Annotated in this window: 24 protein-coding genes and 1 pseudogene; 19 read left to right on the top strand and 6 right to left on the bottom strand. The window is 66.0% G+C overall.

What is annotated here, in order from left to right; all coding sequences use genetic code 11:
- Positions 1-54: 54 nt before the first annotated feature.
- Positions 55-501 (top strand): SRPBCC family protein, encoded by a 447-nt coding sequence (locus BVC93_RS15005; protein WP_083738155.1) that lies wholly within the window; start codon positions 55-57, stop codon positions 499-501.
- On the opposite strand, the gene BVC93_RS15010 is transcribed toward BVC93_RS15005, so the two are convergent.
- Complete coding sequence (locus tag BVC93_RS15010; protein WP_236950368.1) at positions 498-1,184, bottom strand: GntR family transcriptional regulator; 687 nt, start codon at positions 1,182-1,184, stop codon at positions 498-500. The two genes, BVC93_RS15005 and BVC93_RS15010, sit on opposite strands and share 4 nt — an antisense overlap.
- Before the next feature lie 132 nt (positions 1,185-1,316).
- Here BVC93_RS15010 and fadD5 point away from each other — a divergent pair, with 132 nt between their 5' ends.
- The 17 genes from fadD5 (at position 1,317) to BVC93_RS15090 (ending at position 20,099) form a co-directional block, all read left to right on the top strand.
- Positions 1,317-2,939 carry a fatty-acid--CoA ligase FadD5 gene (fadD5, locus tag BVC93_RS15015; RefSeq protein WP_083738156.1) on the top strand — a complete coding sequence of 541 codons (1,623 nt, stop codon included), beginning with the start codon at positions 1,317-1,319 and terminating at the stop codon, positions 2,937-2,939.
- A gap of 335 nt (positions 2,940-3,274) precedes the next feature.
- On the top strand, positions 3,275-3,988 hold the full coding sequence (locus tag BVC93_RS15020; protein ID WP_442929089.1) for an MlaE family ABC transporter permease: 714 nt from the start codon (positions 3,275-3,277) through the stop codon (positions 3,986-3,988).
- Positions 3,988-4,857: an MlaE family ABC transporter permease gene (locus BVC93_RS15025; protein ID WP_083738158.1), complete on the top strand. Its 870-nt coding sequence runs from the start codon at positions 3,988-3,990 to the stop codon at positions 4,855-4,857. The genes BVC93_RS15020 and BVC93_RS15025 overlap by 1 nt, the downstream gene beginning before the upstream one ends.
- 3 nt (positions 4,858-4,860) lie before the next feature.
- The gene (locus tag BVC93_RS15030; RefSeq protein WP_083738159.1) at positions 4,861-6,090 is read left to right on the top strand and encodes an MCE family protein; all 1,230 of its coding nucleotides are present in this window, start codon (positions 4,861-4,863) and stop codon (positions 6,088-6,090) included.
- Positions 6,087-7,127, top strand: a complete 1,041-nt coding sequence (locus BVC93_RS15035; protein ID WP_083738160.1) for a virulence factor Mce family protein — start codon at positions 6,087-6,089, stop codon at positions 7,125-7,127. Before BVC93_RS15030 ends, BVC93_RS15035 begins: the two co-directional genes overlap by 4 nt.
- A complete protein-coding gene (locus tag BVC93_RS15040; RefSeq protein ID WP_083738161.1) occupies positions 7,124-8,716 on the top strand; it encodes a virulence factor Mce family protein in 1,593 nt (530 codons plus the stop codon). The genes BVC93_RS15035 and BVC93_RS15040 overlap by 4 nt, the downstream gene beginning before the upstream one ends.
- Positions 8,717-8,718: 2 nt before the next feature.
- Positions 8,719-10,335 (top strand): virulence factor Mce family protein, encoded by a 1,617-nt coding sequence (locus tag BVC93_RS15045; protein WP_083738162.1) that lies wholly within the window; start codon positions 8,719-8,721, stop codon positions 10,333-10,335.
- Between the two features lie 11 nt (positions 10,336-10,346).
- On the top strand, positions 10,347-11,489 hold the full coding sequence (locus tag BVC93_RS15050) for a virulence factor Mce family protein (RefSeq protein ID WP_236950449.1): 1,143 nt from the start codon (positions 10,347-10,349) through the stop codon (positions 11,487-11,489).
- Positions 11,490-11,492: 3 nt separating this feature from the next.
- Positions 11,493-13,046 carry an MCE family protein gene (locus tag BVC93_RS15055; RefSeq protein WP_083738164.1) on the top strand — a complete coding sequence of 518 codons (1,554 nt, stop codon included), beginning with the start codon at positions 11,493-11,495 and terminating at the stop codon, positions 13,044-13,046.
- Positions 13,016-13,612 carry a hypothetical protein gene (locus BVC93_RS15060; RefSeq protein WP_083738165.1) on the top strand — a complete coding sequence of 199 codons (597 nt, stop codon included), beginning with the start codon at positions 13,016-13,018 and terminating at the stop codon, positions 13,610-13,612. Before BVC93_RS15055 ends, BVC93_RS15060 begins: the two co-directional genes overlap by 31 nt.
- A complete protein-coding gene (locus BVC93_RS15065) occupies positions 13,609-14,571 on the top strand; it encodes an RDD family protein (RefSeq protein ID WP_083738166.1) in 963 nt (320 codons plus the stop codon). The genes BVC93_RS15060 and BVC93_RS15065 overlap by 4 nt, the downstream gene beginning before the upstream one ends.
- Positions 14,568-15,113 carry a mammalian cell entry protein gene (locus tag BVC93_RS15070; RefSeq protein ID WP_083738167.1) on the top strand — a complete coding sequence of 182 codons (546 nt, stop codon included), beginning with the start codon at positions 14,568-14,570 and terminating at the stop codon, positions 15,111-15,113. Before BVC93_RS15065 ends, BVC93_RS15070 begins: the two co-directional genes overlap by 4 nt.
- Positions 15,080-15,760, top strand: a complete 681-nt coding sequence (locus tag BVC93_RS15075; protein ID WP_083738168.1) for a hypothetical protein — start codon at positions 15,080-15,082, stop codon at positions 15,758-15,760. The genes BVC93_RS15070 and BVC93_RS15075 overlap by 34 nt, the downstream gene beginning before the upstream one ends.
- Before the next feature lie 260 nt (positions 15,761-16,020).
- Positions 16,021-16,845, top strand: a complete 825-nt coding sequence (locus BVC93_RS15080) for an SDR family oxidoreductase (protein ID WP_083738169.1) — start codon at positions 16,021-16,023, stop codon at positions 16,843-16,845.
- Positions 16,846-16,989: 144 nt separating this feature from the next.
- Positions 16,990-18,225 carry a hypothetical protein gene (locus BVC93_RS33595; RefSeq protein ID WP_192860330.1) on the top strand — a complete coding sequence of 412 codons (1,236 nt, stop codon included), beginning with the start codon at positions 16,990-16,992 and terminating at the stop codon, positions 18,223-18,225.
- Positions 18,226-18,230: 5 nt separating this feature from the next.
- Positions 18,231-19,328 carry a PE-PPE domain-containing protein gene (locus tag BVC93_RS15085; RefSeq protein ID WP_192860331.1) on the top strand — a complete coding sequence of 366 codons (1,098 nt, stop codon included), beginning with the start codon at positions 18,231-18,233 and terminating at the stop codon, positions 19,326-19,328.
- Positions 19,329-19,346: 18 nt separating this feature from the next.
- Entirely contained in the window at positions 19,347-20,099 is a 753-nt protein-coding gene (locus tag BVC93_RS15090; protein WP_083738171.1) for a fructosamine kinase family protein, read from the top strand.
- On the opposite strand, the gene BVC93_RS15095 is transcribed toward BVC93_RS15090, so the two are convergent.
- The 3 genes and pseudogenes from BVC93_RS15095 to BVC93_RS15105 form a co-directional block, all read right to left on the bottom strand.
- Complete coding sequence (locus tag BVC93_RS15095) at positions 20,092-21,117, bottom strand: phosphodiester glycosidase family protein (RefSeq protein WP_083741074.1); 1,026 nt, start codon at positions 21,115-21,117, stop codon at positions 20,092-20,094. The genes BVC93_RS15090 and BVC93_RS15095 overlap by 8 nt on opposite strands.
- A 199-nt stretch (positions 21,118-21,316) precedes the next feature.
- Positions 21,317-22,620, bottom strand: a pseudogene (locus BVC93_RS15100) (PQQ-dependent sugar dehydrogenase).
- Positions 22,601-23,362 carry a pirin family protein gene (locus BVC93_RS15105; protein ID WP_083738172.1) on the bottom strand — a complete coding sequence of 254 codons (762 nt, stop codon included), beginning with the start codon at positions 23,360-23,362 and terminating at the stop codon, positions 22,601-22,603. The pseudogene BVC93_RS15100 and the gene BVC93_RS15105 overlap by 20 nt, the downstream one beginning before the upstream one ends.
- 91 nt (positions 23,363-23,453) lie before the next feature.
- Between BVC93_RS15105 and BVC93_RS15110 the strand changes: the two genes are divergently transcribed.
- Entirely contained in the window at positions 23,454-23,897 is a 444-nt protein-coding gene (locus BVC93_RS15110; protein ID WP_236950369.1) for a MarR family winged helix-turn-helix transcriptional regulator, read from the top strand.
- On the opposite strand, the gene BVC93_RS15115 is transcribed toward BVC93_RS15110, so the two are convergent.
- Together BVC93_RS15115 and BVC93_RS15120 are read right to left on the bottom strand one after the other, a co-directional pair.
- Positions 23,872-24,996, bottom strand: coding sequence for an NDMA-dependent alcohol dehydrogenase (locus tag BVC93_RS15115; protein ID WP_083738174.1), 1,125 nt, complete (start codon positions 24,994-24,996; stop codon positions 23,872-23,874). The two genes, BVC93_RS15110 and BVC93_RS15115, sit on opposite strands and share 26 nt — an antisense overlap.
- A 216-nt stretch (positions 24,997-25,212) precedes the next feature.
- Positions 25,213-26,247: a sigma-70 family RNA polymerase sigma factor gene (locus BVC93_RS15120; protein WP_083738175.1), complete on the bottom strand. Its 1,035-nt coding sequence runs from the start codon at positions 26,245-26,247 to the stop codon at positions 25,213-25,215.
- Positions 26,248-26,275 lie beyond the last annotated feature (28 nt).

Consider the following 26,275-nt stretch of genomic DNA (forward strand, 5'->3'; position numbering starts at 1 on the left):
CGCCCCCGCTCGCGGCCGCATCAGTCGTTAAGCGGGGCCGCTAGACTGCCCGCCATGCCTTTGGTGAGCAAGACGGTCGAGGTCGCGGCGGAGGAGTCCGTGATCCTGGGCATCGTGGCCGACTTCGAGGCCTATCCGCAATGGAACGAGGAAGTCAAAGGCTGCTGGATCCTGCACCGCTACCCCGACGGGCGACCCAGCCAGTTACGTCTGGACGCCTCCGTGCAGGGTAACGACGGCACCTACATCCAGGCCGTCTACTACCCGCAGCCCAACCAGATCCAGACCGTGATGCAGCAGGGTGACCACTTCTCCAAGCAGGATCAGCTGTTCTCTGTCGTGGGCATGGGCCCGACGTCTCTGCTGACCGTGGACATGGACGTCGAGGTGGATCTCGGGGTGCCGGTGCCGGCGATGATGGTCAAAAAGGTGATCAACGAGGCGCTGGATCACCTGGCCAACAACTTGAAGGCCAGGGCTGAGGCCCTGGCGACCAGCTAGGTATCCCAGATCCCGCTGCGTTCCAGCACTTCCGTCAGGCGACTGGCGCCATCGGTGAACTGCCACGCGGTGTGGGCCGCGGCGGCATCGGCGTCGCGCGCCCGCAATGCGGCGATGAGATCGCGGTGGTTGGTTACCGCGTCGGCGCCCCATTCCGGATCGGCTCCGTACAGCAATGCGGGCATGGACCTGGCCACGTGCAGCAGGTACCAAGCGAGCTTGATCCGGCCTGCCGCCCGGTTGAACGTGCGGTGGAAGGCGAACTCGGCCAGGACCACCGACTCGGAGTCGCCCGTCGCCACCGCCTCGGCGAGGTTGTCGTTGAGTCGTTCCAGCTGATCGATGTCCTCGTCGGTGATCCGGCTGGTGGCACTGATGGCCAATTCCTTGGCGATCGTCGACTGCAGCCAGAAGATGTCGGCGATGTCCTGCCTGCTCATCGGCAACACGACGTAGCCTCGGTGCGGCTCCAGCTGCACCATGCCCTCACCGCGCAGCGTCAACAGCGCCTCGCGCACCGGGGTGATGCTGACCCCGAGTTGCGCCGCGGTCTCGTCCAGCCGGATGAAGGTCCCTGGGCGCAGCGTCCCTGACATGATCTCCGCGCGCAGCCGTCCGGCCACTTCGTCGGAGAGTTGGGTGCGGCGCAGGCCGGTCCGCCGTGTTTCTGCTGGTGCGGGCACCGTGTCTGGGGCCTCCTCGTGCGTGTTGACTGCCGGGGTTGTCTTCGCCCGGTTTCGCGTCTTAGTGTGACCGGGACAACACAATGTTTGATCAAATGTAAGATTCCCGCAAGTCGGAAGGGGCGCCGAGCGTTGACCGCACAGTCGGCCGGACGAGCGATCACTGACACACCCGCCACGCAGCCGTATCTGGCCCGTCGTCAGAACTGGATCACCCAGTTGGCCCGACACGCGTTGATGCAGCCGCAGGACCCAGCGCTGCGCTTCACCGGCCAAACCACCACCTGGGCCGAGCTGCACCGCAGGGTGACCTCGCTTGCCGACGCACTCGCCCACCGTGGTGTGCGTGCTGGTGAGCGGGTCATGATCCTGATGCTCAACCGCCCGGAGTTCGTGGAGTCCTTCCTGGCCGCCAACATGCTGGGCGCCATCGCGGTGCCGGTGAATTTCCGTCTGACGCCGCCCGAGATCGCATTCCTGGTCTCGGACTGCGATGCCCGCATGGTGGTCACTGAACCGGTGCTGGCGCCGATCGCCATTGCAGTCCGGGATCTGGCGCCGACGCTCAACACCATCGTGGTGGCCGGTGCCCCCACCGATGAGGCGGTGCTGGGATACGAGGACCTGATCGACGAGCTCAACGATCCTCACGAGATCGCCGACGTACCCAATGACAGCGCCGCGCTGATCATGTACACCTCGGGCACCACGGGCCGGCCCAAGGGTGCGGTGCTTACCCACACCAACCTGACCGGGCAGACCATGACCGGCTTCTACACCAACGGTGTCGACATCAACAATGACGTCGGCTTCATCGGGGTGCCGCTGTTCCACATCGCGGGTATCGGCAACATGCTCACCGGGCTGGCGCTGGGAATCCCCACGGTGATCCACCCGCTGGGCGCCTTCGACCCCGGCCAGTTGCTGGATGTGCTGGAGGCCGAGAAGGTGACGGGCATCTTCTTGGTGCCGGCGCAGTGGCAGGCGGTGTGCGCGGCCCAGAAAGCCGCACCGCGGGATCTGCGGCTGCGGGTGATGTCGTGGGGTGCCGCCCCGGCCTCGGACACGCTGCTGCGTGACATGGCGGAGACCTTCCCTGACACCTTGATCCTGGCCGCGTTCGGCCAGACGGAGATGTCGCCCGTGACGTGCATGTTGCTGGGGGACGACGCGATTCGCAAGCTCGGCTCGGTGGGCAAGGTGATCCCGACGGTCGCCGCCCGGGTTGTCGACGAGGACATGAACGACGTCCCCGTGGGCGAGGTCGGTGAAATTGTCTATCGTGCACCGACTCTGATGGCCGGTTACTGGAACAATCCGCAGGCCACCGCCGAGGCCTTCGCCGGGGGCTGGTTCCACTCCGGGGATCTGGTGCGCATGGACTCCGACGGTTACGTCTGGGTGGTGGATCGCAAGAAGGACATGATCATCTCCGGCGGCGAGAACATCTACTGCGCCGAAGTGGAGAACGTATTGGCAGCCCACCCCGTGATCGTCGAGGTGGCGGTGATCGGCCGCGGTCACGAGAAATGGGGTGAGGTACCCGTTGCCGTGGTGGCCGCCAGCGAACCCGGCCTGACTCTGGAAGATCTGCAAGACTTCCTGGGCGACCGTTTGGCGCGCTACAAACATCCCCGCGTCCTGGAGATCGTCGAGGCTCTCCCGCGCAACCCCGCCGGCAAAGTGTTGAAGACGGAGTTGCGGGCCAAGTTCGGTGCTGGGCAAGAACGGGATTCTGGGGACGAAAGCTCCTGATACGGGCCACTTCTCGAATTACGTTCTAATTCTTGACGGGCGTGAAAATTTTGCACAGGCGGCGGTGGAGGGTTAATCGTGAGGATGCGGCACGCGCTGGCCCCGCCATCGGGTACATTCCTGTGGTCTGTCTTACTACTCGCGAGTAGGGAGACGGCTGCCACTAGTTCCGGGTCGGGCCAAGGAGCGAGCGTGCAACATAGCTCGTCGCGCTATCGCGACAATCGGGTGACCGGATTTCGGGTGCCCGCGTGACGGTGTCGTCCGACGGTCTGACCGGCTACGTGCGTGACCAGTTGCGTACGCCGCTGGAGTTGATCGGCGGGTTCTTCCGAATGTGTGTGCTCGCGGGCAAGGCCCTGCTGAGACCATTCGAATGGCGCGAGTTCATCGACCAGAGCTGGTTCCTGATGCGTGTCGCGTTCCTGCCCACCGTCGCCGTCTCGATCCCGCTGACGGTGCTCATCATCTTCACGCTCAACATCCTGTTGGCCGAGTTCGGCGCGGCCGACGTGTCCGGAGCCGGTGCGGCTCTGGGCGCGGTGACCCAGCTCGGTCCGTTGGTGACGGTGCTCGTGGTGGCAGGTGCCGGATCGACGGCCATCTGCGCAGACCTCGGCGCGCGCACAATCCGCGAGGAGATCGACGCACTCGAGGTGCTCGGCATCGACCCCATCCACCGCCTCGTCGTGCCGCGGGTGGCCGCGTCCACGTTCGTGGCCTTCCTGCTCAACGGCGCCGTCATCACCATCGGGCTGGTGGGTGGCTTCATCTTCGGCGTCTACATCCAGAACGTCTCGGCCGGGGCGTACGTCTCCACACTGACATTGGTCACCGGTCTTCCCGAAGTGCTGATCTCGGTCATCAAGGCGCTGACCTTCGGTCTGATCGCCGGTCTGGTGGGTTGCTACCGCGGGCTCACCGTGGCCGGCGGCGCCAAGGGTGTGGGAACCGCCGTCAACGAGACACTGGTGCTGTGCGTGGTGGCTCTGTTCGCCGTCAACGTCGTGCTGACCACCATTGGCGTCCGGTTCGGAACGGGGCGCTGATGTCCACCACACAAGTTCTGCGCAGCCGTTTCCCCCGCGCCTACGACAGTGCCGGGCGGTTGGTCGGCGGCCCGGGCCGCTTCCTCGAATCGATCGGCCACGTCGCATGGTTTGTCGTCACCGCCGTCGGATCCATCGGACACGCCCTGCGCTTCTACCGCCGTGAGGTACTGCGCCTGGTCGCCGAGATCGGGATGGGCACCGGCGCCATGGCCGTCATCGGCGGCACCGTGGCCATCGTCGGTTTCGTCACCCTCTCCGGCGGATCGCTGATCGCCATCCAGGGCTTCGCCTCGCTGGGAAACATCGGTGTGGAGGCCTTCACCGGCTTCTTCGCCGCCCTGGTCAACGTCCGCATCGCCGCACCCGTGGTCGCCGGTCAGGCACTGGCCGCCACGGTGGGTGCCGGAGCCACCGCCGAGTTGGGCGCCATGCGCATCAGCGAGGAGATCGACGCGCTGGAAGTCATGGGCATCAAGTCGATCTCGTACCTGGTGTCGACGCGCATCCTGGCCGGCTTCGTGGTGATCATCCCGCTGTACGCGATGGCGATCATCATGAGCTTCCTGTCGGCGCAGATCACCACCACGTTCTTCTACGGTCAGTCGCTGGGCACCTATGAGCACTACTTCCGGACGTTCCTGCGGCCCGACGACGTGATGTGGTCCTTCGTGCAGGCCATCATCATCTCGGTCATCGTGATGCTCAACCACTGCTACTACGGCTACAACGCCAGCGGTGGCCCGGTGGGTGTCGGTGAGGCCGTTGGCCGTTCGATGCGCGCCTCGTTGGTCCTGATCGTCGTCGTTGTCCTACTCGCCTCGTTGGCGCTCTACGGCGTCGACCCGAACTTCAATCTGACGGTGTAACCGATGACCGCACCCGGGCAGGTCACCTCGCCACCCAATACCCAGCGCACCCCGCCCTACAAGTTGGCGGGGCTGGTGCTGCTGGTCGTCGTGGCCGTGGTGGCCACCATGGTCTACATCCAATTCCGCGGCGGCTTCGCCGACAACACCAAACTCACGCTGGTCTCCAATCGTGCAGGCCTGGTGATGGACCCGGGTTCCAAGGTCACCTACAACGGGGTCGAGATCGGCCGGGTCGCCAAGGTGGCCCCGCTGGAGCAGGACGGCACCACCAAGGCGCAGCTCACTCTCGACGTCGACCCCCGCTACATCGACCTGATCCCTGCCAACGTCAACGCCGACATCCAGGCCACCACGGTGTTCGGCAACAAGTACGTGTCGTTCACCTCGCCGGACAATCCCAGCGCCGCACGGATCACCTCCGCCGACGTGATCGACGTGTCCAATGTGACAACAGAATTCAACACCCTGTTCGAGACGATCACCTCCATCTCCGAGCAGGTGGACCCGGTGAAACTGAACCTCACCCTGTCGGCCACCGCCGAGGCGCTGACCGGGTTGGGCGACAAGTTCGGTGAGTCACTGGTCCGCGGCAACACCGTCCTGGACAACATCAACCCGCGCATGCCGCAGATCCGTTACGACGTGCAGCGACTGGCCGACCTCGGTGAGGTCTACACCTCTGCCGCGCCGGACCTGTTCGACTCGCTGGACAACGCGGTCACGACGGCCCGAACCTTCAACGAGCAACGTGGCGACCTGGATGCCGCCCTGCTGGCGGCGGTCGGTTTCGGCAACACCGGCGCCGATGTCTTCGAGCGTGGCGGACCATTCCTGGTGCGCGGTGCCGAGGACCTGGTGACCACCGCCCGAACTCTGGACGAGTACAGCCCGGCGCTGTTCTGCACGGTCCGCAACTACGCCACCATCGCGCCCAAAGCGGCTGCTGCACTTGGTGGTAACGGCTACTCGCTGAACACCAACACCACGTTCCTGGGGGCGGAGAATCCCTACGTCTACCCCGACAACCTGCCGCGCGTGAATGCCAAGGGCGGCCCCGGCGGTGCCCCGGGCTGCTGGCAGGAGATCACCCGGGAGCTCTGGCCCGCACCGTATCTGGTGATGGACACCGGAGCCTCGATCGCGCCGTACAACCACTTCGAACTGGGCCAACCGATCCTCACCGAGTACGTCTGGGGCCGCCAAGTCGGGGAGAACACGATCAACCCATGAAAATCACCGGAACCGCGATCAAACTGGGTGCCTTCTCGCTGGTGCTCCTGATGTTCACCGGCGTGATCATCGTCGTGTTCGGCCAGATCCGCTTCGACCGCACCTCGGGATACTCAGCGGAGTTCGCCAACGCCAGCGGCTTGCGAGCCGGGCAGTTCGTGCGCGCCTCGGGCGTCGAGGTCGGAAAAGTGTCCAAGGTGGAGCTGATCGACGGCGGCCAGCGCGTGCGGGTCGACTTCGACGTGGACCGCACCCTGCCGCTGTACCAGTCCACCACCGCGCAGATTCGCTACCAGGATCTGATCGGCAACCGCTACCTCGAGTTGCAGCGCGGTCAAGGCGAGGGCTCTGACCGGATGCTGCCTCCGGGAGGCTTCATCCCGCTGGCGCGAACCACTCCGGCGCTGGATCTCGACGCGTTGATCGGCGGATTCAAGCCTCTGTTCCGGGCGCTGGATCCCGACAAGGTGAACAACATCGCGCAGTCCATCATCACGGTGTTCCAGGGTCAGGGCGGCACCATCAACGACATCCTGGACCAGACAACACAACTGACCAATGCACTGGCCGACCGGGACCAGGCCATCGGTGAGGTGATCACCAACCTGAACACCGTGCTGGCCACCACGGTCAAACACCAGAAGGAATTCGACCAGACGGTCAACGATTTCGAGGTGCTGATCACCGGGCTGAAAAACCGTGCCGACCCGCTGGCCGATTCGGTGGCTGACATCAGCAATGCCGCAGGCACACTGGGAGATCTACTGGCAGACAACCGCCCGGTGCTGCATGACACGATCGGTCATCTGGAGACCATCCAGCAGCCACTGATCGACCAGCAGGCCCAGCTGGAGGACACGCTGGTCAAGCTGCCCAATGCTTTGAAGATCATCGGCCGCGCCGGTGGTGTCTACGGCGACTTCTTCAATTTCTATCTCTGCGACCTGAACCTGAAACTCAACGGGCTGCAGCCCGGCGGCCCGGTCCGCACGATCAAGGTGTTCACCCAGCCGACGGGTAGGTGTACCCCACAGTGAGATCCATCGAAGGATCCAACCGGATCCACAGTGGCATCCTGGGCATCGTCATCCTGGTGCTCATCGTCGGTGTGGGACAGAGCCTCACCAGCGTGCCGATGCTGTTCGCCCAGCCCACCTACTATGGTCTGTTCACCGACTCCGGCGGCCTCAACACCGGTGACAAGGTGCGTATCGCCGGCATGGACGTGGGCACGGTGGACAGCGTGGTCATCGACGGAGACCACGTCAGGATGGGTTTCTCGTTGGGCGGCAACCAGATCGGTACCGAATCCCGGCTGGCCATCCGCACCGACACCATCCTGGGCAAGAAGGTCCTGGAGATCGAGCCCCGCGGCAACGAGATACTGCGCGCCTCCGGCGAGCTGCCCATCGGGCAGAGCACCACGCCGTACCAGATCTACGACGCCTTCTTCGATGTCACCAAAGCCGCAGGGGGATGGGATATCCAGACGGTCAAGCAGTCGCTGAATGTGCTCAGCGAAACCATTGACCAGACCTACCCACACCTGAGCGCCGCCCTGGACGGAGTGGCCCGCTTCTCCGACACCATCGGCAAGCGTGACGAGCAGTTCAAACAATTGCTGGCCAATGCCAACAAAGTGGCCGGTGTGCTCGGCGACCGCAGCGAGCAGATCAACCAGCTGCTGCTGAACTCTCGGACGCTGCTGGCCGCGATCAACGAGCGCAGCCAGGCGGTGAACTATCTGTTGGAGAACGTGTCGCTGGTCTCGCGTCAGTTCCAGGGACTGATCAACGACAACCCCAACCTGAACAAGGCTCTCGAACAGCTGCAGACTGTCAGCGCCATCCTCGAGCGGCACAAATTCGACCTGGCCGAGTCACTGAGCACCCTGAGTAAGTTCACCGCATCGCTGGCCGAGGCCATCGGCTCCGGGCCGTATTTCAAGGTGATCATCATCAACCTGCTGCCGGGTCAGGCTGTCCAGCCGTTCATCGACGCCGCGTTCAAGAAGCGCGGCATCGACCCCGAACAATTCTGGCGCAACGCCGGGCTGCCGGCCTTCCAGTTCCCGGACCCCAACGGGCAACGCCAGCCCAATGGTGCACCGCCGCCTGCTCCGCAGGTGGTGGAAGGCACGCCGGACTTCCCGGGACCGGCGGTGCCCAAGGGCTCGCCGTGCTCGTACACCCCACCCGCGGACGGGATTCCGTCGCCGGCAGACCCGTTGCCGTGTGCCGATCTGACCGTCGGTCCGTTCGGCGACAACCCGTACGGGCCCAACTACGGTCCTCCGGTGGGTGTCCAGACCTCGGCGCCCAATCCCGACGCCCCGCCGCCGGCACCGGGTGTGCCTGCGGCCAATGAGCCCGGCGGACTGGTGCCGACGGTACCGGGGATCCCCGCTCCGCCGCTGGCGCCGGGTCCGCCCGGAGCGCGCACCGTCCCGGTCGGGCCGCCACCGGGACCAGGGCCCGCTCCGGTGCCGGTGCCGCCGGTGGGGCCGGGCCCCGCGCCGGTACCCGGTCCGGGACAGCAACTCTCACCCAACACGGTGGCACCGTTGCCCGGCAATCCGCCGTTCATCATCCCGTCCACCACACCTGACGCCGTAGGGAACCGGTAGCGATGACGACAATCTTCAACGTGCGAAAGATGAAGCTGCCGCGGATGTCTCGCGCAGCGGTGATCATCGGCGCACTGGTGGTCGTGCTCGCGCTGGTGGGTGCCGTCGCCGGATGGCAGCTCTACAAGAAGCTGACCTACAACACAGTGGTCGCCTACTTCCCGCAGGCGCTGGCGCTGTATCCCGGTGACAAGGTGCAGATCATGGGCGTCCGGGTCGGGTCGATCGACAGCATCGAACCGGCCGGAGACCGGATGAAAGTCACCTTCAGCTACGAGAACAAGTACAAGGTGCCCGCCGACGCCACCGCCTCGATCCTGAACCCCAGCCTGGTCGCGTCGCGCACCATCCAGTTGTCCCCGGCCTACACCGGAGGTCCGGTGCTGGAGAACAACGCCGAGATTCCGTTGGAGCGCACCCAGGTTCCGGTGGAATGGGACGACCTGCGCAACCAGATCACCGATATCGTCTCGCAGCTGGGCCCCACACCTGAACAGCCCAAGGGTCCGTTCGGCGACGTCATCGAGTCGTTCGCGGACGGACTGGCCGGCAAGGGCGAGCAGATCAACACCACCTTGAACGCACTGTCGGAATCCGTCACCGCGCTCAACCAGGGCCGCGGCGACTTCTTCGCCGTGGCCAAGAGCCTGGCGCTGTTCGTCAACGCCCTGCATCGCAGCGACCAGCAGTTCGTCGAGCTCAACGACAACCTGGCCGAGTTCACCAACTCGTTCACCAACAGTGATCAGGAACTGGCCACCGCACTGCAGGACATCGACGGGTTGCTCACCACCGCACAGCAATTCATCAACGACAACGGCTCAGAGCTGTCCACCAGCATCAACAATCTGGCCAGCACCACCAATGCGATCCTGCAGCCTGAACCGCGCGACGGCCTCGAAACCGCGTTGCACGTCTTCCCGAACCTGGCGGCCAACCTGGTCAACATCTACGAGCCCACCAACGGTTCGCTGACGGCCATCCCGGTGGTGGCCAGCTTCGCCAATCCGATGCAGTTCATCTGCAGCTCGATCCAGGCGGGCAGCCGGCTCGGCTACCAGGAGTCGGCGGAGTTGTGTGCCCAGTACCTGGCACCGGTTCTGGATGCCATCAAGTTCAATTTCCCGCCCTTCGGAGTCAACCAGTTCTCCACGGCGGCAACGCTGCCCAAGTACGTGGCGTACTCCGAGCCGCGACTGCAGCCGCCCCCTGGCTACAAGGACACCACCGTGCCCGGTGTGTGGTCGCGCGACACCTTGTTCAGCCACGGCAATCACGAGCCGGGGTGGATCGTGGCGCCCGGCATGCAGGGCCTGCAGGTCCAGCAGTTGACCAAGAACATGCTGACACCGGACTCGCTGGCCGCGTTGATGGGTGGTCCGGACCCGGTGAGTTACCCGCCCGGTGGTCCGCGCGGTGGTGCGGTGCCCAATGCCTATGACCAGAACAACCCGTTGCCGCCGCCGTGGTACCCGCAGCCCGGACCGCCGCCACCACCGGCGCCGGACGTGATCCCCGGCCCGCTGCCACTGTCGCAGCAGGTCCCGGCTCCCGGTGGCCCACCGCCCGCGCCCGCCCCGTCGGGGCCACCGCTACCCGCCGAAGTGGGTGCCCGATGAGGCGCGCCGTGATGCTCACCCGAAAGGCCGCTTGGCGCACCCTGGTGCTGTCCGTCACCGCCATGGTGTTGGCCTCCTGCGGGTGGAAGGGTGTGGCCAACGTGCCGCTGCCCGGCGGACCGGGCACCGGCGGCGACACCATGACCGTCTACGTGCAGATGCCGGACACATTGGCGCTCAACGTCAACAGCAGGGTGCGGGTGGCCGACGTCTACGTCGGCTCGGTGCGCAAGATCGAGCTGGTCAACTGGGTGGCCACCCTGACGCTGGACATCGACTCGAGTGTGCAGCTGCCCGAGAATGCCACCGCCCGAATCGGCCAGACCAGCCTGCTGGGCACCCAGCATGTGGAACTGGCAGCGCCGCAGGATAATTCGTCGTCTCAACCGCTGCGCAACGGTGACACCATCCCGCTGGCCGACAGTTCGGCCTATCCCACCACCGAACGCACGCTGGCCAGCATCGCCACGGTGCTGCGCGGCGGCGGAATCCCGAACCTCGAGGTGATCCAGACCGAGGTCAACAACATCCTCGACGGCAACGCCGAGCAGGTGCGGGCCTTTCTCGGCAAGCTCGACGTGTTCACCGAGCAGCTCAACGCCCAGCGTGAGGATCTCACCCGGGCCATCGACACCACCAACGAACTGCTGTCCATCGTTGCCGCCCGCAACGACACCTTGGACCGAGTACTGACCGAGTTCCCGCCGCTGATCAAGTATTTCGCCGACCAGCGGGACCTGTTCGCCGACGCGGTGACGGCGCTGGGCCGGTTCAGCGCAGCCACCGACCAATACCTGTCGGCGGCCCGCGGTGACCTCGAGACCAACCTGCAGCTGTTGCAGCGGCCGCTCAAGCAGCTGGGCCGGGCTTCGCCGTACCTGGCCGGAGCGCTGACGTTCATGCTCACCGCACCGTTCCCCATAGACAACGTGCCGAAGGTGGTGCGCGGTGACTACATCAACACCTCGGCGACGTTCGACCTCACGCTGAGCACGCTGGACAACGCGTTCCTGACCGGCACCGGTTTCTCCGGTGCGCTACGGGCGCTGGAGCAGGCGTGGGGTCGCGACCCCAATCAGATGATCCCGGATGTGCGCTTCACCCCGAGCCCCAACTCGGTGCCCGGTGGTCCGTTGGTGGAGCGAGGTGAATAGGCGATGCTGACCCGTTTCATCCGAATTCAGTTGGCACTGTTCACCGCGCTGACGGTCATCGCACTGACCGCACTGGGTTGGTACTACCTGCGCCTGCCCAGCATGGCTGGGGTGGGTCAGTACACGCTGCACGCGGACCTGCCCGCCTCCGGTGGTCTGTACCGCACCGCCAACGTCACCTATCGCGGCATCACCATCGGCAAGGTCACCGAGGTGGAGCCCACCGAGTCGGGCGCAAGGGCCACGATGAGCATCGAGGACCGCTACAAGATCCCGGTGGACGCCTCGGCCAACGTGCACTCGGTCTCGGCCATCGGCGAGCAGTATCTGGACCTGGTGTCCGACAGCACCTCCGAGCAATACCTCTCGCCCGGCCAGACCATCACCGAAGGCACCGTGCCACGGGAGATCGGTCCCGCGCTCGATGCCGCCGATCAGGGCCTGGCAGTGCTGCCCAAGGAGAAGATCTCCGGGCTGCTCGACGAAACCGCCATGGCGGTGGGCGGTCTCGGCCCTGCGTTGCAGCGTCTGGTGGACGGTACGCAGGCCATCGTCACCGACTTCGACGCCAACATCGGTGACATCAACGACATCATCGACAACTCCGCGCCCATCATCGACAGTCAGGTGAATTCGGGGGAGGCCATCGGGCAGTGGGCGGCGAACCTGAACAGCATCACCGCCCAGGCCGCGCAGCAGGATCAGACCCTGCGCAGCGGATTGTCGAAGGCGGCGCCGACGGCCGACCAGGTGACGGCGGTGTTCAGCGATGTGCAGGAAGCGCTTCCGCAGACGCTGGCCAACCTGTCGATCGTGCTGGACATGCTCAAGCGCTACAACAAGGGCCTCGAGCAGACGCTGGTGATCCTGCCGCAGGGCGCCTCGGTGGCCCAAGCGGTGGCCGCGCCGTTCGAGAACGCCGCGGCGCTGAACTTCAGTCTGACGATCAACCAGCCGCCGCCATGCCTGACCGGGTTCCTGCCGGCCAGTGAATGGCGTTCGCCGGCGGACACCAGCACCGCGCCGCTGCCGAGCGGGATGTACTGCAAGATCCCGAAGGACACCCCGGCCAACGTGGTCCGTGGTGCGCGCAACTATCCGTGCGTCGACGTGCCCGGTAAGACCGCCGCCACACCACGGGAGTGCCGCAGCGACGAGCCGTACGTGCCGCTGGGATCCAACCCCTGGTACGGCGATCCGAACCAGCTGCTGAACTGCCCGGCACCGGGCGCACGGTGTGACCAGCCGGTGAATCCGGGGCGGGTGATCCCGGCTCCGTCGGTCAACAACGGGATGAACCCGCTGCCCGCTGACAGGCTGCCGCCACCTCCGCCGATCACCAGTGATCCGTTGACCCCGCCGGGCAGCGGTAGCGTGCAGTGCAGCGGGCAGCAACCCAACCCGTGCATCTACACGCCGGCGCCGGCGCCGGCCTCGGCGGTCTACAACCCGCAGGCCGGCGAGGTGGTGGGCCCCGACGGGGTGAAGTACTCGGTGAGCAATTCGACGAACACAGGAGAAGAGGGATGGAAGGAGATGCTGGCACCGGCCGGCTGAATCCCGATGACGTCCCTGACGTCCCCCACAACGAGGACGGCGAACAGGCGCCCGCCCCATCGCCCACCCGGCTGAACAGTCGAGGCTGGTTCCTCGGAGTGTGCGTCACTTTGGTGGTGTTGGCCGCGCTGGTGGCCACCGGCGGCTACTTCGCCCTGCGCACCAACCACGACGCCGACGCGGCGGCCCGCGAAGAGGCTGTGGCCACCCAGGCCGCCAAGGACTGTGTGGCGGCCACCCAGGCGCCCGACACCGCGGCCATGGCGGAGAGCCAGCAGAAGATCCTCGACTGCGCCACCGGGGACTACCAGACCCAGGCCACGCTGTACAGCGGTGTGCTGGTCGAGGCGTACCAGGCGGCCAACGCACAGGTAGAGGTCACCGACATGCGGGCCGCGGTGGAGCGACACAACGATGACGGCTCCATGGACGTGCTGGTGGCACTGCGGGTGAGGCTGACGAATTCCGAAGTACAGCAACAGGAAACGGGGTACCGTCTGCGTGTCCAGATGGCGCCGGAAGACGGCACCTACAAGATCGCGCGCCTCGACCAGGTGACCACGTGACCGCGGTGCTGGACGAGGCGACGGACACCGGAACCGCCACGGTGATCACCTACGGCAGCTGGCCGGCTCGTGCCGGAGCGTTCGTGATGGACGTCGTCCTCGGTGTTCTCACGGTGGCGACGCTGGTGCTGGTGGCCTGGTCCACGGCGCAACGCAGCATGCTCTGGTGGGTATGCGTGCTCATTGCCGGCTTGGTGCTGTTGGCGGTTGTGGTCAACCGGTGGCTGCTGCCCGCGCTGACGGGCTGGAGTCTGGGCCGGGCTGTGGTCGGGCTGCGAGTGGTCCGCGCCGACGGCAGTGGTTGCAAGCACTGGCGGCTGCTGTTCCGGGACCTCGCGCACCTGCTGGACACCGCTGCGGTCTTCGTGGGATGGCTGTGGCCGCTGTGGGATTCGCGAAGGCGCACCTGGGCGGATCTGCTGACCGGCACCGAAGTGCGCCGCACTGAGGACCGCCCGCAGCGGGCAGGCCGGCTGGCGGCAGCGGCGGCGGCGGCGGCGGCGGGCGCAGCCGCGGTGGCGGTGGCGGCGGCAGCGGCCGGTTATGTGGTTGTCTACCAAGCGGATCTGCGGGTGGCCCAGGCGCGCGAACAGCTGGCCGTCCAAGGTCCCAAGCTCGTCGAAGGCATGCTGAGCTACGACGTGCCTACGCTGGCAGAGGATTTCGAGCGGGCTGCGGGATTGGTGACAGATGGTTACCGCGAGCAGTTGACGGCCCAGCAGGACGCCATCAAAGCATCGGGGGCGACGGCCAACGAGTACTGGACCGCCAACAGCGCGGTCCTGACCAATACCGCCGATCGCGGCACCATGCTGTTGGCTCTGCAGGGCCAGCGCGGTGTGCCGCCGGAACAACGGTTCATCACCGCCACGGTTAGGGTGGACTTCGAGAAAACCGACGGCCAGTGGCGGATCGCGGGGTTGACGGTGCTGGCCAGCCCTCAGCGAGCGCCGCAATGAGCCCGAGGAAGCGGGTCGGGGCAGCCGAAGGCTTCAGCGAGCGGCCACCTCTGCGGCGGCGCCGGATCGGCCTGGCGGTGCTGGTCTCCTCGGCGGTGGTGGTGATCGTTGCCGCCCTGGCTGCCAGTGCGCTGCTGCTGGTCACTCACGAGGAACATCGGCGCGCGGCTGTCCGCGATGTTGCGGTGATCGGTTACGTGCGGTCATTCATGACGCAGTACACCTCGCCGGATCCCATGCGTGCCAATGACTATGCCGACGGTGTGCTGGCCCAGGCCACCGGGCAGTTGGCGCAGATGTACCAGGAGCGGATGAACGAGATCGTCGTGCAGGTGGCGCAGGCCGAGCCCACAACGGGCACCGTGCTCGACGCGGGTGTGGAGCGCTGGAACGATGATGGCAGCGCCGACGTGGTGGTGGCCACCAAAACGGTGACGACGTTCCCGGACGGTAGGACGTTCGAGGACGGTTCCCGCTGGGTGGCCACCGCGATCGAGGAAGGAGGCCAGTGGAAGATCAGCAATCTGCTGCAGGTGATCTGACCGACGACCAGGAATCTGCGCAACCGAAGACGCCGGTGGGCAAGGCGCGCCGCATGGCGCGCCGAGTGCCGGAGCCTGACGTGGCCGCGAATCCCGCCGATGCGGTGGAGGCGGCCGTCGCTGCGCGGCCCGCCGCCCCGCGGTGGGCGCCGGTGGCGGTCGGCGTCGCGGCGACGCTGTTCGTTGGTGCGAGCGCGTTCGGCGCTGCCACGGTGCAGCCGTATCTGGCGCAGCGCGCCCTTGTCGACACCAAACTCGACATCGCCCGTACCGCGGCCGAGGCCATCACGACGCTGTGGACCTACACACCGGACAACATGGAGACCTTGGCCGACCGGTCGGCACGGTTTCTCGGCGGCGATTTCGGCGCCCAGTACCGCAAGTACATCGACGCCATCGCGCCCACCAACAAGCAGGCTCAGGTCACCAACAGCACCCAGGTGGTAGGCGCTGCCGTCGAGTCGGTCAGCGGTACTGATGCGACGGCCATCGTCTACACGAACTCCACGGCCACCAGCCCGTTGTCCAAGGACATTCCGTCGCTGCGGTATCTCTCCTACCGGCTGACGTTGGAGCGCAACGACTCGCAATGGCTGGTGACCAGCATGAACACCCTGACGTCGCTGGACCTGACGCCCCAACTCTGAACAACGGTTGCCGAAACGTCAATAGATTTGGTCACGGTCGTGTACATTTCTTACCGCACGCTGTGAGCGGGCTGAGTGCGACGTGTCGGGGCGCTCGTAATCCGTCTGCTCACAGCGGGTATAGCTTGGGCAGTATCTGCCCCAACGCTGTCGGGGGCGGACGCCGGGGGCGGGCGCGCAACGGCGCCTCCCCGGTGTCTGACCATCAGCATTCCTGTTACCGGATCGGCGTACGGTCGGAGCTGACGACAGGAGTGGTCATGGCGAGTGTTCTGGTGACCGGGGCGTCCCGGGGTATCGGCAAGGCCGTCACGGTTCATCTGGCGCAGCGCGGCTGGCAGGTGTTCGCCGGCGTGCGCCGCAGCGAGGATGCCGCGCAGTTCGACGCGACGGCTGGGGTGACGCCGCTGCAACTCGACATCACCGATACGGATCAGGTTGCCGCGCTCCAGGATGAGCTGCCCGAACGGCTCGATGCCGTGGTCAACAACGCAGGCGTCGCCGTCGGCGCTCCGCTGGAGGCTGTGCCGATCGCCGAACTGCGTCGCCAGCTCGACGTCAACGTGGTGGGGCAGATCGCGGTGGCGCAGGCCGTGATCCCGCGACTTCGTGACTCCCGGGGGCGAATTGTGTTCATTTCCAGTGTGAATGGCCGCATTGCCGCACCGATGCTGGGTCCGTACTGCGCGTCGAAGTTCGCACTCGAAGCGGCCGCCGATGCACTGCGAATGGAACTGCGGCCGTGGCGCATTCGTGTCAGTGTGGTCCAACCTGCCCAGACCGCAACGGATATGTGGGACACCGCCGAGCAGGCGGCTGACGAGATGGAGTCGGCGATGACGCCCGGCCAGCGGGTGCTGTACGCCAAACACGTTGCGGGCTTTCGCAAGATGATCCCGATATCGCGAAAGATGGCTGTACCCGCGGAAAATGTGGCGCAGGTGGTCGAGAAGGCGCTAACGGATCGACGACCGAGACCCCGTTATGCGGTGGGGGCGGGGCCACGCCTGCAGATGGCACTGATCAACACGCTGCCCGACGGCGTTGCCGACGTGCTGGTGCGCAAAGCTTTCGCGCAACCCTAGCTGTCAGTTTCAGCAAACTTTAAATTCAACTGATCTTGATTTCTTCGTGCCAAAAATCGGATTCCAGCAATTCGCCGATTAGTTGGCGACGCTGATGTTACCGTCCCTGAGAGGAAGCTGAGGAGCCACGAAGGGACTGGTCAGATGGCATCCAAGCATCGCAAGTACGGTACGAGGGCGCGCAAGATCGCCACCGTCGGAGCCGCCACCGCAACGGTAACCGCCATCACCATGACCGCGGCCCCTCCTCCGCAGGCAAACGCGGCACCGCTGCCGGACGCCATCCTCGGCACTGCGGCCATTGACCCTGCACTGGTCGGAGGGCTCCTTTCGGCGCTGATCGGTGACAACAGTTCCGCCGCGCCTGCAGCCTTGGCGGCTACACCGGGCTCACCCGGTCTGCCGCCGATGGAGCTGGCTCCAGGCGCTCCGGACCCGGCCGACATCCCCGATCTGACTTTCGGGGTCGGGACGGTGCTCTACGACCAATTCCAGGACCTCGGCGCCGCTATCGAGCGGCTGATCCTGGACAACGTCAATCTGTCGGGCCTGCTGCGGGCGTTGGGATACGACCCCGAGCAGGTGGTCAACGATGCCCTGGGCACCATCATCACCCAGGCCCTGGCCGGGATTCCGCTGGACGTGTCCAGCATTCCCGTCGTCGGCCCCATCATCGCGCCGTTTCTCACCGGCGCGGGGATCACCGATGTGCTGGATCTGACGAACCTGTTGGGCCTCGATCTCAGCGACCCGCTGAACCTGGCGGGTGTGGCGGCCCCCGGGCTCAACATCATCACCTCCGGGCCTCCGTTGGATCTGCTGAAGTTCCTCGGCGTGGATCTGGGATGGGTCCCGGAGTTCCCGAACTCCGTGGCCGACGAGATCAATGGCACCCCGTATCTCAACATCGGCGTCGCGGGCATCCTGAACCAGCTGATCGCCGGAATCCAGGCCAATCCGGATCTGAACTTTCTGCAGAGAGCGGCATTGCTCACGCCGTTGCAGGTGGCCCTCGCCGAATTCGGCGGTCTCGATCTGGTGGACCTGCGCATCCCGGTGGTCGCAGGTTGGGGGCTGGGTGCGTTTGCCGCGGGCATGGCCTATCCGCAGGTGGTGGCAGAGCTCGCCAATCAGCCGGGTGGGGCGAACCACGAGGGGGACAGCCCCCTGCTCGGCAGCATCACCGTGCTACCAATGATCTTGCTGCGCAACCCCGGTCGCGCCAACGGCGGCCTCTTCGCCCGAATGTATCCGTTGGCGGCCCTGGCCGGTATCGACACCATCACCCCCGACACCGAAGCCGCCAGCAGCGTCGACCCCACCAGCACCCTGAACATCCCCATCCTGGGCACCGGCATCACACTCGGGGAGCCAACCTGATCCCGGTGAAGGTCGACGCCACCGTGCAGTACGACCCGCTCTCGGACTTCCCGTCCTGGGGCAATCCGGTGTCGCTGCTCAACGCCGGTGCGGCATTCCTCTTCCCGACGTACATCCTGCGCGGGCTGACGCTCACCGACCTGGTCTCCACACTCACCGACCAGGCCACCCCGCAGCTTGCCGAGGCGCTGGCCGGCGTGCTCACCGGGGATCCGCTGGCGCTGAACCTGTACCTGACGTTGCCCACCAACAGCCTGCCGCTGCTGGAGCCGATCCGGCTGCCGGTTGATTTCTTGAACCTGGTCACCGGGATGAACTTCAACAATCCGTTGGCGACCGCGCTGGAGCCGGCGCTGAAGATCCTGACCAACCTCGGGTTCACCGACGTCGACCAGGAAAACGGCTATGAGCGCACCCTGGACCAGGCCGACGTCATCACGCCGTTCGGCACCCTGCCGTCCAACATCGACTGGGGCCGGGTGCCCGGTGATGTGTTCGAGGCCCTGGTCGCCGGAGTGGAGCAGGCCATACAGGACGGCCTCATCAGTTCCACACCGGTGGACAATCCGCTGCGCACCCTGGTCAACATCGTCCGGGCGCTGCTCGGCGACGGCAGTCTCGAGTCGGCGCTCGGAGGTGTTCCCGAAGTCGCGGCGCTGGCCGCGCCTGAAGGTTCCCAACTGCGTTCGGCTCCAGCAGAACTGGTGGTCGAAGACGAACAGCCTGCCGAGAGACCACAGATCGCGGACGTCGAGCCCGCTGCGGGCACCGACGATGACGAGCCTGCTGCCGTCGACCCTCAGGACGCGGACGACGAAGCCGGCCAGGACGAGGCCGCGCAGGATGTTGCTGCTAGCGACTCCGACATCGATCGTGCCGCCAGGAACGCCTTCAAGCAGGTGGACACAGGCGTGAAGAACGCGTTGAAATCGTTGGACGACATCGCCAAGAAGGGCCGCGCTGAGATCGAGCGGGCCGTCCGCGGTGGCCAGGAGCGCGACAACCAGGGCGGCGACAAGGACGACGACACCTCGCGTTCGCGCAGCGAGAAGAAGTCCGAGAAGTCCGAGAGCTCGTCGGCGTCCTCGGCGTCACAGGATTGAGGACGTACTCTCCACAGTGTGTTCGTCAAACGCAACCGCACCGCGCCTGCGGACTTCTTCGCCTGCGAAGCGGTTGGCTTGCAGTGGCTTTCGGAGGCCGGCGGAGTGCGGTGCGCGACGGTGCTCGGGCATGACGACACCAGCCTGACGTTGGAGCGGCTGCTGCCCGGCCGTCCCACCGAAGCTGCCGCCAGGGAGTTCGGCGCCGCGCTGGCCCGCACGCACGACGCGGGCGCAGCCGCCTTCGGCGCCCCTCCGCAGGGGTGGGACGGGCCTGGCTTCTTCGGTCCGCTGGAGCAGCCGCTGCCGATGAGTTACTCCGGCCATGACCGGTGGGGGATGTTCTATGCGCGCGAGCGGCTGGCGCCCATGCTGGACCGCGCGCGCCCTGGACTGAGCGCCACCGCGGTGCGTGACGTGGAGGCTGTCATGCAGCGTTGTGTTGCAGGCGACTTCGATGACGATGACGGTCCGGCGCGAATCCACGGCGACCTGTGGAACGGCAACGTGATGTGGACCGCCGAGGGCGCGGTGCTGATCGACCCGGCCGCACACGGCGGCCACCGGGAAACAGACCTGTCGATGTTGGCACTCTTCGGTTGTCCGCATCTGAGCGTGGTGCTACAGGGTTACGGGAGTGTGCACCCGCTGCATGCGGGTTGGCAGCGGCGAATCGGACTGCATCAGCTCTACCCGCTGCTGGCCCATGTGGTGTTGTTCGGCGGCGGTTACGCCGGCCAGGTGGAGCGGGTGGCACGCGAACTCAGTTGAACCCCAACCAGCTCGGCAATGCGCGTTCGCGGGAGTCGCAGAGCACCGCGTAGGTGTCGCACGATCCCTTGGGAACCCCCGCGCCTGCCCACATCCCGCCGGTGTCGCGGCGCAGCACGATCGCCGACGAGCCGCCGCCGTCCAGCAGTATCGCGGTGTCGCTGCCCATGGCACGGAACAGGTCCTGGATCTGGTCGGGGGTGTAGCTGCCGCCCTGGAACACGTACATCTCGTCCTTGGGCTTCGAGTACGCGATCGCGGTGCGCGCCGCCGACGGACCGGGATCGTTGAGCTGGCCGGTGTCACCGGGGGCGAGCAGGCCCAGTCCGGCCACCGCCACGAACTTGCTGCCCTCGTCGATCATCCGGGTGATCACCGGGCCTGCGGCGTCGTAATCCTCAGTTGACTTGGGTGAGATCACAAATGGAGCTTCACCCGCCGGCAGGACCATGGTGGTCAGCGCCGTCCACTTCTCGTCGCCGCCGGACAACGCCTGCTTGCCCGCGTAGGGGATGGTGCCGGTGACCGCCATGTTGACCTTGCCCTGGCCGCGGGTGTTGTCGACGTACACACCCAGCGGTGAGCTGCACCCCGTCGTCTTCCAGGAGCCGCCCGACTGGCCGCGGATGTCGAAGAAGTTGGCGTTGATGGCGATGGTGGGTTGCCCCATGGCCTGCCAGGCTGCAACCGGGGTGTAGATCTCCGCGGACTGCCACAGCCCTTCGCCGGTGCGTGCACCTGGCGTCCGCTCACACCGGGCCTGATATCCGGCGTGGGTGTCGACCAGCAAGCGTGGCGTCAGGCGTTGGGAGGCAGCCTTGATGATCATCAGGAGCCCGCCGTTGTCCATCTCGTACTCGTGGCCCGCTGCGTTGAGCATGGGTGCCGGGTGGCCGCCGCCGAAGCTGTACACCAGATACGAGCCCTGTGTATTGGCGATGGCGGCCGCCAGGGTCTCTTTGCCGGACGCCCGGGCGACGGGTTCGCCGGCCGTGATCGCCAGGCCGGCGCTCAGCATCACCGCTGCCGCGACAGCGGCGGTGCGCCGGGCGACGGCGATAGCGGTTCTCACGTTTGCCCTCTCGGCGCATGTACGGCTATACGACAAGCATCACAATAGCCACAGCTGACACACTGTCAACTTTGATAACAGTGCAGAAACGGCACGGTTTCACGTGAATCACGTTGGCGCTTATTGACTTTGCTGTCAGTGCGTGTCAGCGCCCGGGTGGCGCCAATCGGTACACCGCGTCGGCGTAGTCGTCGGTGATGTAGACCGCGCCGTCGGGTCCGTCGACAGCGGCCACCGGACGGCCCCAGCGGGAGCCGTCGTCGGCCTGGAAACCGCCCACCAAGGTTTGCTGCCGGCCCAGGGTGCCACCGGTCCACGGGAAGAAGGACACCTCCGGCGCCCGCGGCGGAGATGCGTTCCAGGAACCGTGCACTCCCACCAACGCGCCGCTCTCGTACGGTGCGGGCAGCACGAAGTCGGTGAACGCCAGACCCAGCGGTGCGGAGTGCGCGGGGAAGCTCTGTTCCACCGGCGGCAGCGCCGCACAGTCCATCAGGGTGCCGTCAGGGTTGGTCTGGACGTCATCGACCAAAGGAAGGTTGGAGGGGCCGCCCTCGGGATTGCAGTAGGGCCAACCTAATTCGCGGCCCTCGGGCAGATACGCCATCTGTTCCGGCGGGTTGTCGGTGACGAACTCCTGCACCACCTGGCCGTCGCTGGGGCGGGCGATGTTGTCGCGGCCGTTGTTGGCCGTCCACAGCGATCCATCGGGGGCGGTGGCCAGGCCGGTGCCGTTGCGCACTCCGGTAGCCCATGGCCGGGGCGGACCACCCTCGGGGGCACGACCATGATGGTTGCCCGCGGCGGTGTGGCATCGCGGTCTTCGGCGGAGATGTTGCCCGTCGAGCCGATGGAGAAGTACACCGCGCCGTCGGTGCCCACGGCCACGCTCTTGAGCGCATGCGAGTAGGCGCCGCGCAGGTCAGGGCTGCGGGCATCGGGCAGATTGCCCGCAATCACCCGCCGCTCGCCGAGTTGGCCGTCGGCATAGGGGTAGGCCGTGATCTGGTTGCTCTCGGCGACGTAGAGGGTGTCGGTGCGGAAATCCAGGCCGTGGGGCTGGACGAGGCCGTCGAGCAGCACACTGGCCTGTGCGGTGGCGCCGTCCCGGGTCAGGCGCACCACCTCGCCGGAGTCGGGCGTCGAGACCAGCAGGGTGTTGTCCGGCAGCCACTGCGCCAACCGGGCCTCGGGCACCCGCGCCCACACGGACATCGTCCACCCCGGCGGCACCAGGGCGGTGCGTGCGGTGTCGAATGGCGCCGCGTCCATCCCGGCGGGAACCGTCACCGTCACCGGCTCCAACCCCTGCGCCGGTGGTGCTCCGATGCCCGTGCTGAGCGGTGCCGCGGACGTCGTCTGTTGCGGATCCTGGGCAGGCTGACTGCATCCCGCGATCAGGGCGGCCGCGGCACCGACGGTCAGGCTCTTAACCGGCCAACCCGGCATGCATCTCCCATACGAGGATCTCGGCGGGCTCGGTGGCCGTGACACGTTGGCCACCGGATGCGGTGAAGCGCACCGCATCCCCTTCGTTCAGTGCACCCGCGCCCTCGAGGCTGACCTGGCCACGCGGGACGAACAGGTGCAGGTACGGCGCTTCCGGCAGCTGCACACTCTCACCCGGCTGCAGGCGGGCGCCGTGCAGTGCGGCGTACTTGTTGCGGATGCCGATGGCCGTGTCACCCTGGTGCTCGGGCATGCCCGAGGCGATGGTGACCAGTTTGCCGCGCATCAGCTCGTCGTCGATTTCGAGCTGCTGGTAGCCGGGGGTGATGCCGGACTCGTCGGGAACAACCCACATCTGCACGAAATGCACGGGCTCACTGTGGTTTTCGCCGCCGGTGAGACGCCAGGAGTCGTTCTTCTCCGAGTGCAGGATGCCCTTGCCTGCCGACATGCGCTGGGCCAAGCCGGGATAGATCACCCCGGAGTGTCCGGTGGAGTCCTGGTGCACCAGGCTTCCGCGCAGGACCCAGGTGATGATCTCCATGTCGCGGTGCGGGTGGGTGTCAAAACCGGTGCCCGGCTTGACAATATCGTCGTTGTTCACCAGCAGCAGACCGTGGTGTGTGTTGTCCGGCTCGTAATGATGGCCGAACGAGAAGGAGTGCTTCGAATCGAGCCACGCGATCTTGGTCTTCGCGCGGTCATCGGCACGCCGGATATCGACTGCGGTTGCGGTGGTCATTGCGCACTCCTCGTGAATTGATGCCAGCCTAGCGCGGGCTCTGCAGTCGGCAACATGTATGACACGTCATGTATTCCGGTATGCTGCCGCCATGTGGCTCACCGCGGACCAGCAACGGGTGTGGCGTTCCTACTTGTCCATGGTCAGCGGGCTGCAGCTGGCGATGAACAGGCAGCTGCAGGCCGACTGCGGCATCTCACTCGGCGATTATGACGTCTTGGTGGCGCTGTCCGAGCGGGGCCCGCTGCGGGTGTTCGAACTCGGGGAGACCGTCGGATGGGAGCAGAGCAGGCTGTCGCACCAGCTGCGCCGGATGCGCGACCGCGGGCTGGTGGAGCGTCACGGCAGCGACGACGACCGCCGTGGTGCCACCGTGTCCCTGACTCCGGCCGGACGCGCCGCCTTGGACAAAGCCGCCCCCGGGCACGCCGAGCTGGTCCGCTCGGTGATGTTCGCTGGTGTCGATGCGTCGGATTTGGCGGTGTTGGACCGCTGGATTACCTCAGCGCTTACCAGTCTGACTCGTCGAATGTGATGACACCACGAATGTTCTTGCCGTCCAACATGTCCTGGTAACCCTGGTTGATGTCTTCCAGGCGGTAGGTGGTGGTGACCATCTCGTCGACCTTCAGCAGCCCGGACTTGTAGAGCCCGATCAGGCGCGGTGTCTCGATATGGCTGCTGCCACCGCCGAAGATGTTGCCCTTCAGCGTCTTCTGCAACATGGTGAACAGGAACAGATTGAGCTTGACGTCGGCCTCGAACATCGAGCCCATGCCGGTCACCACGCAGGTTCCGGTCTTGGCAGTCAGGGTCATGGCCTCCTCGATCATCTCGCCGCGGATCTCGCCGACGGCGATGATGGTTTTCTGCGCCATGATCCCGTGGGTGAGTTCCATGATCGGCATGATGGCTTCGGCCATGGTGGGGTAGACGTGGGTAGCGCCGAACTTGACCGCCTGGTCGCGCTTGTACTCCACCGGGTCGATCGCGATGACGTGCCGCGCCCCCGAGATGGCCGCGCCCTGCAGCGCGCTCATCCCGATACCGCCGACGCCGACGATGATCACCGTCTCACCGGGCTGCACCTCGGCGACGTTGGTGGCCGAGCCGAACCCGGTGGGCAGTGCGCAGCCCATGATGGCGGCGGTCTCGAACGGGATGTCGTGATCGATCTTGACCACCGAGTCCTTGTGCACCGTCATGTACGGCGAGAAGGTGCCCAACAGGTTCATCGGGGAGACCTCTTTGGACCCCGCGTGAATCCGCGAGGTGCCGTCGGCGATGGCCTTGCCGCCGAGCAGCAGTGCCCCGCGATCACACAGGGAGCGGAAGCCCTTCAGACATGGCGGGCACTCGCCGCACGCCGGGATGAAGGCCAGGATGACGTGGTCACCCTCCTTGAGGCCCGTCACGTTCTTGCCGACCTTGGTGATGACCCCGGCGCCCTCGTGCCCGCCGAGTGCGGGCAGGCCGATCGGCGTCGCCCCGGTGGTCAGGTGGTAGTCCGAATGGCACATGCCCGCCGCATGCATCTGGATTTGGACCTCATCGGCGACGGGGTCGCCGAGCTCGATCTCGTCGATGCGGAATGGGGTGTTGAGCTCCCACAGCAGTGCGCCCTTGGTCTTCATGGGAGGTGATCATAGTCACGTTTCTGGAACAAGTTCTAATTATCGTCAGGCCCCAGCGACTGAGCTGCGAGCTTGCCGACAACGGTGGGTTGTTCTCGAGCCCCGAAGGGCGCGGGATGTCAACGATGGACTACGCGGAAGTTGACATCTCATCGGGCGGCACGCAGCGCAGGCCGCTTGGCCAACTCGAGCGACGACGTGGTAAACCGGCAGCGCCTACAGATACTCCGGCAGCCCGAACTTCGGGAACACCGACGTGTCCAGGAACGCCACCACGTGTGACACCCCACCTGGTCTGATGTCGAGCACATGCAGCTGGAAGGGCAGGTGCTTGTCGCCTTCGGGACCGGGGGAGCGCATGTACATCGCTGCGGCGGGCTGACCGTTGGCGGTGGTGGGCAGCAGCCTCATGTCTCCGGGCTTCTCGGCCGGGCACTTGTCCCGGGCGAGGCCGACGATGGCCGCCGGGCCGATGTACCAGCTGTCGAACGGCGGCATCTCCCAGACCGCATCCTCGGTGAACAGCCGCACCAGCTTGTCCATGTCGTAGGACTGGAAGGCGTCGATGTAACGGTCCAGCAGATCCTTGGCCTCGGGAGACTCCGGCGGCGCGATGGTGTCGTTCTCCGACGGTCCGATCTCGTCGAGCTGGGCGCGTGCGCGCTGCAGCAGACTGTTGACGGCGGCGGTGCTGGTGTCCAGCGCAGCGGCCACCTCGGCGGCCTTCCACTGCAATACCTCGCGCATCACCAGGACCGCGCGTTGTCGTGGCGACAGGTGCTGCAACGCGGCGACGAACGCCAGCCGCACGGACTCGCGGGAGCCGACGATCACCGACGGATCCGTGGGGTCCTCACCTGTGGTGTCGGGCAGCGGCTCCAGCCACGGCACCTCGGTGCGGACGTTGAGGTCATCGGTGGGCTCGGAGGCGGGGCCGCCGAGCCCGCTGGGCAGCGGCCGGCGTTGCTTGCCCTCCAGGGCGGTCAGGCAGGTGTTGGTGGCAATGCGGTGCAGCCAGGTGCGAATGGACGCCTTGCCCTCGAACTTGTCGTAGGCCTTCCATGCCCGCAGGTAGGTTTCCTGCACCAGATCCTCGGCGTCGTGCAGGGAACCCGTCATCCGGTAGCAGTGCGCGAGCAGTTCGCGGCGGTACTGCTGCGCATCGGCCAGAAACGCGTCGCGACTGCTGTTCTGTTGCATTTCCTGCGCGAGGACGCTCACGGAACTCACCTTACGCAGCGGCCCTGACAAGTCCAGGGCTGTGGCGCGGCTACGCTGC

It is taken from the genome of Mycobacterium sp. MS1601 (genome assembly GCF_001984215.1).
Lineage (GTDB): Bacteria > Actinomycetota > Actinomycetes > Mycobacteriales > Mycobacteriaceae > Mycobacterium.

Bases quoted from the DNA above. Each gene is read 5' to 3' on its own strand.
- BVC93_RS15105 (WP_083738172.1), bottom strand. From the start codon at position 23,362: ATGACCACCGCAACCGCAGTCGATATCCGGCGTGCCGATGACCGCGCG.
- BVC93_RS15030 (WP_083738159.1), top strand. From the start codon at position 4,861: ATGACCGCACCCGGGCAGGTCACCTCGCCACCCAATACCCAGCGCACC.
- BVC93_RS15080 (WP_083738169.1), top strand. From the start codon at position 16,021: ATGGCGAGTGTTCTGGTGACCGGGGCGTCCCGGGGTATCGGCAAGGCC.
- BVC93_RS15025 (WP_083738158.1), top strand. From the start codon at position 3,988: ATGTCCACCACACAAGTTCTGCGCAGCCGTTTCCCCCGCGCCTACGAC.
- BVC93_RS15020 (WP_442929089.1), top strand. From the start codon at position 3,275: ATGTGTGTGCTCGCGGGCAAGGCCCTGCTGAGACCATTCGAATGGCGC.
- BVC93_RS15115 (WP_083738174.1), bottom strand. From the start codon at position 24,996: ATGAAGACCAAGGGCGCACTGCTGTGGGAGCTCAACACCCCATTCCGC.
- BVC93_RS15050 (WP_236950449.1), top strand. From the start codon at position 10,347: ATGCTCACCCGAAAGGCCGCTTGGCGCACCCTGGTGCTGTCCGTCACC.
- BVC93_RS15055 (WP_083738164.1), top strand. From the start codon at position 11,493: ATGCTGACCCGTTTCATCCGAATTCAGTTGGCACTGTTCACCGCGCTG.
- BVC93_RS15095 (WP_083741074.1), bottom strand. From the start codon at position 21,117: ATGCTGAGCGCCGGCCTGGCGATCACGGCCGGCGAACCCGTCGCCCGG.
- BVC93_RS15045 (WP_083738162.1), top strand. From the start codon at position 8,719: ATGACGACAATCTTCAACGTGCGAAAGATGAAGCTGCCGCGGATGTCT.
- BVC93_RS15070 (WP_083738167.1), top strand. From the start codon at position 14,568: ATGAGCCCGAGGAAGCGGGTCGGGGCAGCCGAAGGCTTCAGCGAGCGG.
- BVC93_RS33595 (WP_192860330.1), top strand. From the start codon at position 16,990: ATGGCATCCAAGCATCGCAAGTACGGTACGAGGGCGCGCAAGATCGCC.
- BVC93_RS15005 (WP_083738155.1), top strand. From the start codon at position 55: ATGCCTTTGGTGAGCAAGACGGTCGAGGTCGCGGCGGAGGAGTCCGTG.
- BVC93_RS15110 (WP_236950369.1), top strand. From the start codon at position 23,454: ATGTGGCTCACCGCGGACCAGCAACGGGTGTGGCGTTCCTACTTGTCC.
- BVC93_RS15060 (WP_083738165.1), top strand. From the start codon at position 13,016: ATGGAAGGAGATGCTGGCACCGGCCGGCTGAATCCCGATGACGTCCCT.
- BVC93_RS15035 (WP_083738160.1), top strand. From the start codon at position 6,087: ATGAAAATCACCGGAACCGCGATCAAACTGGGTGCCTTCTCGCTGGTG.